Below are 12,096 nucleotides of genomic sequence, written 5' to 3' on the forward strand. Positions count from 1 at the left end.
GATGCAAACAGGCTCAGAGCTTTACAGAGGTTACGCTGAAACGAAAAAATTGGTTGACGAATATCCTGATATGCAGAAAGTATTTCAGGATGTTGAAATAATGTTTGAAAATAAAAAAGCTTCACCTAAACTAAGTGCCATGGTCTATGGTATTTATAATGCTGGTAAAAGTACTTTGATTAATGCATTGATGGGTTCAGAGGTTGCCCCTACAGGAGATATACCCTTAACCGCAAAAGTGAGTGCATATGAGTGGGATGACTTTAGCATATTAGACACTCCGGGTGTTGATGCCCCGTCAGAGCATGAGCAAGTAACTAAAAAGCAAATGATGCTTGCTGACGCAGTCATATTTGTTGTTAACCCATCTGGTGCTGCAGAGGAAGAAAAAACCCTTAGTAAGCTTATGAGCTTAATTTATGATCGGAAAAAAGTATTTCTCGTATTCAATGAAAAAAATCCCCTTTCTCAAGACGATTTTATTCGTTTAAAAAATGATACTCGTATGCGGCTTCAATCTCTTGCAACTTCTCAGGGACTTAGTGAGGTTTTAGCTGAAATCCCTATATTACGTATTAATGCCGCTCGTGCTTTAAAAGGGAAATTAGCTATGCAGCAGGGTTTGATTGAGTATAGTGGTATTATCGAACTCGAGAATTCACTCAAGCTATTCTTTTCTAGCATTAAATCAGAAGATGTAAACAGTCGCTTGTCTCATTCCTTGCAAGTATTTTTAAGTCAGTTTATTCAGCAATTAACAAATTCTGGTAGTAATGAGCTAGTCAATCATTATAAAGAATTGTGTCGTAGGTTGATCGCTAACCAAAACCAATGCCGAGATAATATTATTCAAGAAATTGCTAGGAATAGAAAGTATATTACGAATAAAAGTAAATCTGCTATGTTTCAAAATCCCGAAAACAGTCTTGAAGTTCTTGAAGAAGTCTATGAAGTATCAGGAAAAGCCGTCGTTACTGTTATGGATAAGGAATTACAGTACTTGATGAGTCAATACAACGATGATGTTGAAAAAATCTCGGCGATATTAGATGCCCAACATGAAGGACCGATTATTAACGATGTCCCACATTTCTTGTATTCAGAGCCAAAAGATTCTGCTAGTCAAGGAGGGGTCGATAAAGAAATGTTGGCTAACTCGATGGGCTATGTTGTAAAAATGGCGACGCCAGAGCATATTGTTAGTGGGTTAAAGCTGGTTAAAGATTGGGCACCTTCACTGATGAAAGGGATAGGACCAAAAACCATGGAAAAATGGGCTGGGCAAGCTATCGGCAAATGGATCCCATACGCAGGTACAGCCGTTACTGTTTTGTCTTCTATTTACGATTTATTTTCTGAAGATGCCTCTGATAAACAAGCTCAAGAACAAGCAGCAAAAATTCAACAAGAACGTGAACGATTCGAGCAGCAGGTTAACGATACAGCTAAAGAGCTTGGTGAGCAATTTGAAAGTGCAATGAATCAGATTTTACGCCAAGAGCTTGAGCCTATTCTTCAACAAATGTTGGAAAAGGTAGAGTCAGCGCTAACTAATGAAAATGAAAAGGAAAAAGCTAACAGTATTGCTTTAATGAGAGCTCAGACTTTGCTTGCAACTATATAGTAATGGTGACTTTATCTAAGCCGTTTCCTTGTAATGCTTGTGGGCTTTGTTGTCGTAGAGTGAATGAGAGCGTGGAAACAACTTTTCTTGATCGCAGCGATGGGGTTTGTCGTTATTTTGATGAGCAAACACACCTTTGTACTATTTATAACAAACGCCCACTTGTTTGTCGCGTAGAGGATTATTATGAAACACGTCTATCTTCTGTGATTTCCTGGGATGCTTTTGTTGATCTTAATGTTGAAATTTGTAATGAACTGCAACGCTCAGAAAAGTCTTAGCCTATAGCCTACTGTAACTATGATTTAAAGCTTAACAGCGAGAAGGTTTTTAAAAATTGTCTTGCTATTAAAAAGAAAGTAACATTCAGGTAATGCCGTTCACTTAAGGTGAGCGGCTCTTTTATTTCTTAATAGGCGGTGTTTTTCAAGTTAGTTGTCGCAGCAAGTTAAATTTTATGCCGCCCGTATTGCTTATTTTTTCTCTGGATTTAAATTTACTTCATTGATCATTGTCCAATCTCTAGACTTTCCTGACCAACGACTTGGGTTCTTTAATTTCGCCATTTCATTTACCCGATGACGTTTCGTTAGTATCGCTTTATCTAATCCTAAATGACGCTGGTTTTGCGTGACAAATTTAATACCGCTGTGCAAGTGCTCATCGTTGTACCAATCTACAAACTTGTTAACCCATTTTCTTGCGCTCGCGATATCTTCAAAGGCTTTCTCAGGGTATTCCGAGCGATACTTTAACGTCTTAAATAACGATCCCGTATAAGGGTTATCATTGCTCACAGACGGTCGGCTAAATGAAGGAAGAATACCTAACTCCTGCAATGTTGCCAATAACGTTGCCCCTTTCATTGGACTGCCATTATCCGAGTGCAATGTGACTTGCGCTGGCTTTACCTGCTCTCGACTGCAAATATCTATCATTAAATCCGCCGCCAGTGTGCTTGGTTGTGTCTCATGAATCTGCCAACCAACTATTCTTCGACTATAAATATCCATCACTAAATATAAGTATAAAAACTGGCCTTTAACAGCTGTTGGCAGATAGGTGATATCCCATGTATAAATTTCGTTTACACGTGTTGCCTTGAGCGTTTTTGGCTTTTTCTTTGTTTTTTGAAGTGGTACGACTGAGTGGATTCGAACCACCGACCCCTACCATGTCAAGACGTTAGTTTAATTACTTCTATAAATAATAATCTCCAGTAAATATAATGAATTGCATATTATTACAATAGCTTAGATAAAATTTAGTTAATATTAAAATCTGTTTTTGAGTGTTTTACGAACATTTAAAGCTTGATCTGGGCACTACTTAGGCACATTATGAAAATGTCAAAAATGACTACTTATTGTTCTGGTGCTGAATATGATTGATGAGAATGTTGAAGGCAAATTAAAAAAGATCGATGAATTATTAGACAGGTCTACATTTGAGTATATTGTCGCAGAAAATATTACCCTTGAAAAAACCATAGATAATTTAATCAGTAATATAAATTTATTTTCGTTTTTAAAACCAAGTTCAAACGACAGCTTTGATACAATTACTACTTGGAAACTTGATGCTTATCAAGCCCCGATAATTGGATATAAAACTGATAATGAAAAGTTAAAAGTAGTCTCTGGCTTATTTACATTTCATAAAGTTTGTCGACTTCAAGATCAGTCAAATCAACTTGTCCCATGTTTGATCCTTCCTAATCGTCCGACACCCGATCTTAGACGTTTAATTTTTCTTAATGATATTGTTCGGCTACTTTTTAAGCAGTACTTTAATGCATCCGGCCCTTTAATCTCAGAGTTACTTATTGGCTTATTCAAAGGTGAACAACCAGTAATTGATTCAACAGAATGGCGTACCTTATTTCCAGCTATTAAAACAAAAACAGAATTATGTAAATGGCTTAAAATTAGTACAAAGGTGATTAAATTATGACGGGTATGCTAAAAGTTAAGCTTCTTGAGCAGATTGAGTTGTATTGCAAAGGGGTAAACTTGGAAATCAGTATCGAGGATATAAAATCTGACTTTGATGATTTTACTTCTCGCATAAGTGCTCCTGAAGATTTGAGTGGTTTATCACAAGTTTTTTTATTATTACAAAGGATGAATGATGCATCACGAAAGCTATGGGAGTTTACTAAAAGTGAGCTATGTCTTCCTGAGTATATTTATTACGCCTTTAATGAGTATGGAGTTGAGCTAGATGCAAGCTCAAGAGAGAGTTTTAAACGCTGTACATATAAAAATGGATGGTGCAATGAGATACCATTTTATGTATTACTTATTAAATCATATGAGTATAAGCAAGATTCAAAATCATTAAATCTTCTTGCTAATTTTATTGGTAATTATTTTAAAACAATACATACACTCATCGATCCTGAATTAGCTACAAGCTCGTCAACAAGGGAAGTAGAGGTTTGTAGAACGTTTCGCTTATTAATGACAAAGTACAATATAGCCTCCGAACTGGATAGAGATAAAATATTAACGAACTACCTTGATTCAGCTTCGTCAATCGCGAGTAAGTTAGAGTCAATTAATAATGATATATATAGTAATGATGCCAGAAAGAGAGGTTATTTAAATACTTTAATTCATTTTTATAAGAATGACTGGCAACCAGCTCGGCTTTATAAAACCGGAGGCCGTTACAGAGGCTCCATCGCTAAATGGTATAAAAAACCCAATACTTTACCTGTTATCGGTACTGTTGATAATTTGTCAGTTTTAATACCATTTTTAAACCATTCATTAGATACAGAGGGGTTTAATCCTGAAGATTCAGAGGTTCAGATGCCTTTTGTAATTGATAACAATGAAGGTAATACTGTACGAGATAAAACCGAGCATCAAAGTATTGAAATGATTTTTAGTCCTGCCTCTAAGAAGAAAAAACAGATAGATATAACTCGTAATGTGCACAGAGCTCATAATATTGCTTACCAAGATACGCGATTATTAAAGGCGCCAGAACTGGGTTTATTATTTGATACACTAAATAAGTATGGCCATTCCGATAAAAATATTGAGCTAGCGATATTGGGATGGCTGATGTTTTTGTTGGGTAAGACGTTGCATGAGATAAAAGATTTACAGATATTTAATAAAATAGATGACAAAACACGAGGTTTGTTTCTAGATGAAAATGACCGTGGTTGGTGGTATTTTCCTATAACTCAAACTGCTAAACCAACGATTAAAAAAGTTGGTCTTATTAAAACAGCAAATGGTGTATTTACAGCCTGTCCTACATTTTTTACAGATTTAATAATTAAATATTTAAAGGGCAGAAAAGAAGGTTTACTTATTAACGTAGACAATTTTGCAGCACTTGAAAGCAGTTTAGCCAAAAAATTAAAAAAGGTATCAGATAGAGCTTATAGCGGAAGACTAAGTATCAATAGCATTAGTAATTTTATTGGGAATTATATTAATGCAACAGGTGTGATAGACCCTATTTATATAGACTTTAGTTACGATGTAAAAATGTATTCTACTCGAGTATCTAGAAGCTATAGCAATATTGATGATGTTACGCGGTGTGAAAGGCTATTTGAGTTTTGGCAAGAAGTTGAGTCTGATTACTATGATTATTGTAAAGAAAAATTCCCTATAAAACTTTTTGAATTAGTGTGTTTTGATAAGCGTAATCGTATGCTTGGTTCTAAATTTACACCAAAGAATATGACAGTTAAGAGCCTCATAGCAGCTTTGGCATTAGAAGTTAAAAACACTAAGTTAAACTCTTTAAAACAACTTGATGCAATCTTAAAATACCATAACGCGTTTACAGTCTATACGGCATGGATGTTAATGTTTGGAACTGGTTATCGGGCTGTTTGGAACCCGTTACCAACTTTTTCTCTGTATTTTCCAACGCTAAACCTCATGGGGATAAGTGATAAAGATGATAGTGATTTTACGCATTCTAGATTAGTTTGTTTACCGTCTATTTTAAATGCGCAAATCACAGCTTATCAAGAGCACCTTAGTTGTTTGAGAGGGTTAATAAGAGTATTAAAGCCCAAGTTATGCCAGTCAATAGATGACTTTTTAAATGCCGCCTCTAAAAGCTTAAATCTCGATTACAAAGAATCTTGTCAGTGGTTTAAGCTAATTAGAAATTCACGTATAAATCATGGACCTTTATTCATATTTCAAAGACAAAGAGCAGGAATTGTTACTAAAGGTATTTCTCCTACAGAGTTAGTTCTCAGGTTACCTAAGGAACATAAAATACCTGCAAATGCAGGAAGGCATTGGCTTAAAAGTAATTTGCTTTATAACAACGTCAATTCAGAGCTAATAAACTTTCAAATGGGCCATTGGCAGTCTGGTGAGGTTCCTTTAGCTGATTATTCGACACTAAATTACATAGATTCTGTAAATGAATTATTACCTATTCTAGATAAGTTATTTAAGGGGGTAGGGTGGCAAACTCTAAAGTCCGATCTTATTTAAATGAACTGAAGAAGCAAGGTAAGTTCCATCAATGTTTTCAACAGATTGTAAATGCTTATAGAAACGGCTCAGATAATGATTTTGGAATTAGATTTAGCGATGATGATTTTTTAAACGAATATAAAAAGCTATGCATGCTAATGCTTAGGTATTTTAAAAAATCCGATGAGAATGTTCTTTCTAGTGAAATGAACATTTTAAAGTCACGGTTAAAAGAAGACTTAACGATTAAACACCTTCAGCTCATGCTTATTGATGCTATATTAAATTATGGATTAAAGCATCATGGTATTGAATCTTCAAAAGTCCCTCAAATCGTCGTACTAAAGCGCGATAAACCTATGTTATCACCAGTAGAATTAATAAAACTACCGATAGCACTACAAATTAAGTCAATATTAAGTAAAGAGCTACAAACACCAACTGCTAATTTATCAAAAGAAGCTAGTTATGGTCGGTTAGTTTTATTTTTATATATGACAACAGGTGTTCAGTTTGACGAGCTTATTACAATCATAAATGCCCCAGATGCTTTAATGTATTTAGGTGGTCAAGTATTTTGGTATGGGAAAAGCGAAAAAGAGGAACGACGATACGTACTATGTGATGCTGTTGTCCTTTTATTATTACATCATAAAAACTTCATTAAGCCGTCTGAGAAAATACGAGTAAATAAAAATAGATTAAGTGAATTTATAATAACGTTTTTAACAGAAGCTAGTGGTACAAACTGGCAAAGCTTGTCACTTTTAAAATTACGAACACTTAGAAAAATAGATACTATAATCAACCTTAGCCCTATCGACTATCAGATGTATTTACGGTCTAGTACCTGTACCGAGCTACCTCAAACAGCTTTTTTAAGGTTAATAAGTAATAAGGCATTAGTTGCAAACGAAATAGCAAAACAACCTAAGAAATTTAATGAGCTTAATAAGCTATTGTCATTTGATAGTGACAGCTTTGATTATATTGAGCCTAAATTAATAATAGCTAAGTTAGAGTATACCTATAAAAATGTGCGGGAACTGAATGGCCAAAGAGCTTCAAGGGCACAGTGCATTAAATTTGTTGAACAAGAATTGAAAAATGATAAAAATAGTATTTATTTCAATATTTTGTGTGGTTGGCTTTATTATCTTTTGAAAGAGGGAGGGGTAACTAAAAAGAAGTTAAAAGTAGGCACAGTAATTGATTATGTGAAAAGTATCAGTGAACCTTTTTTAACTGTTTTTACTCGAACTGATCTAGCAGTAATATCAGCGTCAGATTGGGCAATAAAGTTAAATGATACGAGTGAATATTTTAATTCTGCCCAACGTAAAAAGTATTTATATTATTTCTCTGTGTTTTTAATAGAGTCTGAAATTGTCAAAGACTTGTGTATTGACGATCTTGATATAGCTCCTGTCCAAAGTAAAGTTGATGCTAATTTAGTTTCAGCTGGTCATGCAAGCGCAATTCTTGAATATTTAAGTGACAGCCTCAATAACAGTCCGGTTGAGTTATATGCATATTTATTAATGTGTTTTTGTTTTTATAGTGGCTTGCGCCGTAATGAAGCCGCTAAGCTGTACTTTGGTGATATTCAGGTTTCACCTATAAAGCCAAATGAAGATGAATATGATTGGGTTCTACTATCAATCAGACCAAATAAAATAAGGGGTTTAAAAACACCTTCAGCTAGAAGAGAACTACCTCTTGATGCGTTATGGCCAAAAGAGCATTTAGCCAAGTTAAGAAGCTTTTATGACGTTCAAAAAAACACTGAAAATAAGCCATCAAATTCATTGTTATTTAACTGCTCTGTTAGCGTAAATAAAGCATACGAGCTATTAACGCAATTACTGCATTATTATACTAAGGATCATACTCTAAGAATTCATCACCTAAGACATAGCTTTGCTAATTGGACTTGGTACAGATTAAATTCAAACTTGGTATTAACGGGAAGGCAGTATTTATCTATATTTGAAAATGACTTATTTGATCAAAGTTTTATTACTCACTTTAACAAAAGATTAAAAGTTAAAGACAATACTCGCTCAAAAATGTTTTTTTTGTCTCATTTACTTGGTCATAAAGTCACTGTGTCGACACTAAATAGCTATTTACACTTAAAGGACATACAGCATTGCGCTCAAATGAATCAGACATATACAGTATCTAAGTATTTTTTATCTGAATGTATAGGGAGAGCTAATTTTAAGGAGTTTATGCTAGGTGAAAGTTTAATTGAAAGAATTGAATTTTATAGTAAAAAACAAGAGCAAGACTATTCGATCCAATATGCGGGTAAGGTTAGTGATTTAATCACACCATCGTTTAAAGGTTTTAAACAAAAGTTTGAAGCTGATGGGCAAATAAGAATGTTAGATTATGCAAATGCTCTTAAATCGCTAGAACTAAACTCAATACACGATACAGCATCGAGTTACTCACTCCCTGTGGAGCAAGTTCAAAAATTACATGATAATGCTCTGAGTGTAAGCAGAGAATATCCTAGGAAAGGTAAAAAGCTTCCCTTAATTCCTAACTTCCCAAGTTTAGATAATACTAAAGATGACTTAAAAAGAGTTTCTTCACAAAAAGCATTTTATTATTTATGTCAGAAATTTGATACTTTATTAAGTCAGAAAAATGTAACGCTTAGTGAAGCATTTGATGCCCTGCAAATATTAAAATATGCTGCTGCAGGGAAAAATTTCGCTCTTCGTTGTCCTGAAGAGCAAGTAATACACAACTTTTTGAATTTATGTATAAAATTTAAATTAAAGTCGAGCCACTTCAAATTTCGTTTTCATCAAGTAGATTTACAAAATCAAAATGTTACTCAAGCGAGGTCTTACTGGGAGCAATTAGTTTCTTCATTTGGATTAAGCGATAGTCACATCGAAAGCGCCTCAATTGAGGAGGGCAGGTTTCTAGGTAAACATAATGGCAATGGCTTTTTGGAAGTTGGATTATTAATTACAGTAAAGGGTAGTAAAGGCACATATAAAAAGTCGAGGCGCCACCATAGCTTAATGAGTTTTCTTCATTTGCTGCTTATTATAAGTTATAGGGCCGGCGAAGACCCTTAAAAGCTTCAAATTAAGTTTAGGTATTTTAAAACTTTAACTCATTCTTTTAAGAACTTTATCGCCAACTTTACAAAAATGGTAGTAATCAGGAAGCTCTTGAAATTTAGCATGTATAAAAGCTGATTCAGAAGAGCATCGGTCAGCTTGTTGCACAATATGCTCAATTGCATATCTCGCTTTATAGCCAGATGGCTTGGCAGCTAATAAACTGCTTAATAACTCAAGCAATTGCCTATTCCGACTGCCTAGCTTCGCTAAAGGTTCAGCTAAGATAGCAAAGTTATAACCTTCGTGTGGTCCTGGTATATAGCGATCGTTGGCTTGATGTAGCATGACAAATATTTTACCAATATCGTGAAATAAGCCAGCTACTAATGCAGCTTGGCATTCAATACTGGAATGATTTAAGTGTTTAGCATTATTAAATGCAATTTCAGCTACCTCTATACTGTGCTCAAACAATCCATGAGTATAAGAGTGATGGTGGTTTAGGCTAGCCGGTGCTTGTATGAATTTTTGTAAAATGCTTTGTTTAGTTAAAATAAAATCAATAAAAGGCTGCAACTCACTGCATGTGACAAAGCTAAGCAGCTTAAAAAATCGTGCTATTAAATGCTCATTTGTATTATTTATCATCGAAGTTAAATTAAGGTACTGCTGTTCGTTACATTGAGAAAGTATAGGCTCTATATCACAAACAACATGATTACCCATTATATCGTGAGTTAACTGAAATTGAGCTAAGCCAGACACTATTTGGCATTTTCTAGCAATATCAGCAGATGTAATAGCGTAAATTATTTGCTTGCTTATCAATAGCTCACAATTGGCTGTTGGCAAAGTACCATTAATATGTAAATTCTTTAACCAACCATAGATATAGTTATTCATAAGTAGCCTCTTCTTCAATGTTGGCATTTAGAAGTAGGCGATCAAAAGCACTACCATCTTGTCGAGTATTGTTTGGAACATAACGGCTGTAAACTTCAAATAGCATTTTAGTCGTGCTGTGACCCATTTGTTTAGCTATCCATTCAGGATTTTCACCAGCAGAAAGCCATAAAGTTGCGCATGTATGCCTCGTTTGATAAGGGCGTCGCCTTTTTAAAGAGATCTCTTCTAGCGTTGGATACCATACCCTTTTAGTTATATTTCGATGGTCAAGAGGGTTACCTTTTTTATTACAAAAAACATAAGTGTTCTTACCTGTTATTTTGAATTGTGTTTTTAATGCATCAACAACAACTCTAGACAGCTGGATATTTCTATATGATGTGGCTGTTTTAGGTGTCTCAACATTGCCATCAACTAAGGTTTCATGAATAGTAATTTCATTTCGATCAAAGTTAACGTATTCCCACTTGAGGCCATCAATCTCTGCTGTTCGTATCGCAGTAAAAAAGCGAACGGTATAATAATTACGAAAATCACTTCTTACATACTTAAGAAATTGCTGAACTTCCTTGAGTGAAAAAGGTTCTATCTTGGTTTTAACTACTTTTAGTGGTTTTATATTGTTAAAAGGAGTTTGAAAATCATAACGTAATGACGCTTCTTTAAGTATGCCTCTAAGAGGTGTCATAACATGATTGATCCAATCATTACTTAATTGTTTTTTACTACTACGCTTAGGCTCTAATATGCCCGCGCGATATTTAATAATATGAGCACGACTTATTTCATCAAGATTAAACTTGCCAAATTCAGGAATTAAATAACGCTCAAAGATCATAGACACATTTTTAAAATGACTAATTTTCCAATGAATTTTACTTTCTTCTAGCCACTCATAAGCAAATGCCTCGAAGTTAGGTACATTCTGTAAAATAACATCAGCTTTATTCGTTTCATTAGCTTTTATAGCTTCTATCTGGTCATCAAACAGTTTAAATGCCTTGCAGCGGTTACTATTCGGAAACATATCTCGGTAAACAAAACGATCGAGCATAATTTGAATTTCAATATTTTCTAGAACTTTCTCAAGTTTGATACGATTAGCTTTTGTATCCTTGAGTAAGGTCTGCTCACGACATCGTATGTTTTGATAATAAAAATCAAAAAACAACTTATCGTTTCGGCTTCTTACACTAGCCATAACATACACCTCCACTTGCAAGAGGAATGACAAATTCGCGCTCAGCTTTATACGTGGTGTTGTACATTTCTTCCATTACACTTTCTAAAAGGTAAAGTATTTTTCTTGATCCAAAAGGTCTAATGTAATGCTCACCCTCAAAAAAAACATTGTCTTTCAACTTACGGTTAATGTAATCTGGGCTGAACTTAATAAAGCTTGAAAGTTCTTTAGCAGAAAGCAAAGTAAATTCATTTTTAATCATAAAAGTATCCTCACAAGAAACTAAGCTGATTAAATCATACGTAAAGTATCCTGTAAAGAAACTTTTTAAATAATTGGTTGTATTAAAATGATTGTTTATAACTTAAAGGAATTAATCGCAGCTAAGTCATTGAAAGAGGGACGTAAAATTACGTTAGATGAAGTTGCAAATGCCGCAGGAGTAAATAAAGCCGCTATGTCAAAAATGGCTAATAACAATAATTACTCAACAACTACGCGTACTTTGGATGCATTATGTGCTTACTTCGATTGTAAAATAGAAGAGATAATTACTTATGAAAGGCAGTGAGATCAAAAATTTATTTAGATATTACTCTTCTCTGCTGATATAAGTTACTGATAAAAAGGTTATCCATTTTCTCAATATAACTGCATTATAATTATTAAACCAACACCAAGCTCACAGTTTTCATAAAATCAGCAAGTTAGCTTTAGTATTTTAATATTCTTCGATGTGTAATGGATTTTATTAGGGGCTGTTGATCTTTGTAGTACATATATCAATCAGCCCACATTGGTAGCCACATCATAGTAAATGCTAAAGCG

General features: G+C 34.3%; 9 protein-coding genes and 1 pseudogene. 6 read left to right on the top strand and 4 right to left on the bottom strand.

Annotated elements, in window-relative coordinates; genetic code table 11:
* Nucleotide 1: 1 nt before the first annotated feature.
* Both AAEZ18_RS09780 and AAEZ18_RS09785 read left to right on the top strand, forming a co-directional pair.
* Nucleotides 2-1,624: a GTPase gene (locus AAEZ18_RS09780; protein WP_350594589.1), complete on the top strand. Its 1,623-nt coding sequence runs from the start codon at nt 2-4 to the stop codon at nt 1,622-1,624.
* Between the two features lie 2 nt (nt 1,625-1,626).
* On the top strand, nt 1,627-1,905 hold the full coding sequence (locus AAEZ18_RS09785; RefSeq protein ID WP_350594587.1) for a YkgJ family cysteine cluster protein: 279 nt from the start codon (nt 1,627-1,629) through the stop codon (nt 1,903-1,905).
* 192 nt (nt 1,906-2,097) lie between these two features.
* Here the strand turns inward: AAEZ18_RS09785 and AAEZ18_RS09790 are convergent.
* Nucleotides 2,098-2,763, bottom strand: a pseudogene (locus tag AAEZ18_RS09790) (transposase); the annotation flags it as partial.
* Nucleotides 2,764-3,007: 244 nt separating this feature from the next.
* On the opposite strand from AAEZ18_RS09790, the gene AAEZ18_RS09795 reads away from it, so the two are divergent.
* From AAEZ18_RS09795 to AAEZ18_RS09805, 3 genes are read left to right on the top strand one after another with little or no spacing between them, the layout of a single operon-like run.
* Nucleotides 3,008-3,577, top strand: a complete 570-nt coding sequence (locus AAEZ18_RS09795; protein WP_290191940.1) for a hypothetical protein — start codon at nt 3,008-3,010, stop codon at nt 3,575-3,577.
* A complete protein-coding gene (locus tag AAEZ18_RS09800) occupies nt 3,574-6,108 on the top strand; it encodes a hypothetical protein (protein WP_290191941.1) in 2,535 nt (844 codons plus the stop codon). The genes AAEZ18_RS09795 and AAEZ18_RS09800 overlap by 4 nt, the downstream gene beginning before the upstream one ends.
* Complete coding sequence (locus tag AAEZ18_RS09805) at nt 6,078-9,191, top strand: site-specific integrase (RefSeq protein ID WP_290191942.1); 3,114 nt, start codon at nt 6,078-6,080, stop codon at nt 9,189-9,191. Before AAEZ18_RS09800 ends, AAEZ18_RS09805 begins: the two co-directional genes overlap by 31 nt.
* Before the next feature lie 33 nt (nt 9,192-9,224).
* Here the strand turns inward: AAEZ18_RS09805 and AAEZ18_RS09810 are convergent, their stop codons facing one another.
* From AAEZ18_RS09810 to AAEZ18_RS09820, 3 genes are read right to left on the bottom strand one after another with little or no spacing between them, the layout of a single operon-like run.
* Nucleotides 9,225-10,082 (bottom strand): HD domain-containing protein, encoded by an 858-nt coding sequence (locus tag AAEZ18_RS09810; protein WP_157696007.1) that lies wholly within the window; start codon nt 10,080-10,082, stop codon nt 9,225-9,227.
* Nucleotides 10,075-11,286: a site-specific integrase gene (locus tag AAEZ18_RS09815; protein WP_290191943.1), complete on the bottom strand. Its 1,212-nt coding sequence runs from the start codon at nt 11,284-11,286 to the stop codon at nt 10,075-10,077. Before AAEZ18_RS09815 ends, AAEZ18_RS09810 begins: the two co-directional genes overlap by 8 nt.
* The gene (locus AAEZ18_RS09820; protein WP_024594200.1) at nt 11,279-11,530 is read right to left on the bottom strand and encodes a hypothetical protein; all 252 of its coding nucleotides are present in this window, start codon (nt 11,528-11,530) and stop codon (nt 11,279-11,281) included. The genes AAEZ18_RS09815 and AAEZ18_RS09820 overlap by 8 nt, the downstream gene beginning before the upstream one ends.
* An 87-nt stretch (nt 11,531-11,617) precedes the next feature.
* Here AAEZ18_RS09820 and AAEZ18_RS09825 point away from each other — a divergent pair, with 87 nt between their 5' ends.
* A complete protein-coding gene (locus tag AAEZ18_RS09825; RefSeq protein WP_222714603.1) occupies nt 11,618-11,839 on the top strand; it encodes a helix-turn-helix domain-containing protein in 222 nt (73 codons plus the stop codon).
* Nucleotides 11,840-12,096 lie beyond the last annotated feature (257 nt).

This window comes from Pseudoalteromonas sp. 19-MNA-CIBAN-0066 (genome assembly GCF_040308705.1).
Classification (GTDB): Bacteria; Pseudomonadota; Gammaproteobacteria; order Enterobacterales; family Alteromonadaceae; genus Pseudoalteromonas; species Pseudoalteromonas nigrifaciens.

Excerpts from the sequence above, each read along its gene's own strand:
- AAEZ18_RS09800 (WP_290191941.1), top strand. The coding sequence starts at position 3,574 with ATGACGGGTATGCTAAAAGTTAAGCTTCTTGAGCAGATTGAGTTGTAT.
- AAEZ18_RS09825 (WP_222714603.1), top strand. The coding sequence starts at position 11,618 with ATGATTGTTTATAACTTAAAGGAATTAATCGCAGCTAAGTCATTGAAA.
- AAEZ18_RS09820 (WP_024594200.1), bottom strand. The coding sequence starts at position 11,530 with ATGATTAAAAATGAATTTACTTTGCTTTCTGCTAAAGAACTTTCAAGC.
- AAEZ18_RS09815 (WP_290191943.1), bottom strand. The coding sequence starts at position 11,286 with ATGGCTAGTGTAAGAAGCCGAAACGATAAGTTGTTTTTTGATTTTTAT.
- AAEZ18_RS09795 (WP_290191940.1), top strand. The coding sequence starts at position 3,008 with ATGATTGATGAGAATGTTGAAGGCAAATTAAAAAAGATCGATGAATTA.
- AAEZ18_RS09780 (WP_350594589.1), top strand. The coding sequence starts at position 2 with ATGCAAACAGGCTCAGAGCTTTACAGAGGTTACGCTGAAACGAAAAAA.
- AAEZ18_RS09810 (WP_157696007.1), bottom strand. The coding sequence starts at position 10,082 with ATGAATAACTATATCTATGGTTGGTTAAAGAATTTACATATTAATGGT.
- AAEZ18_RS09785 (WP_350594587.1), top strand. The coding sequence starts at position 1,627 with ATGGTGACTTTATCTAAGCCGTTTCCTTGTAATGCTTGTGGGCTTTGT.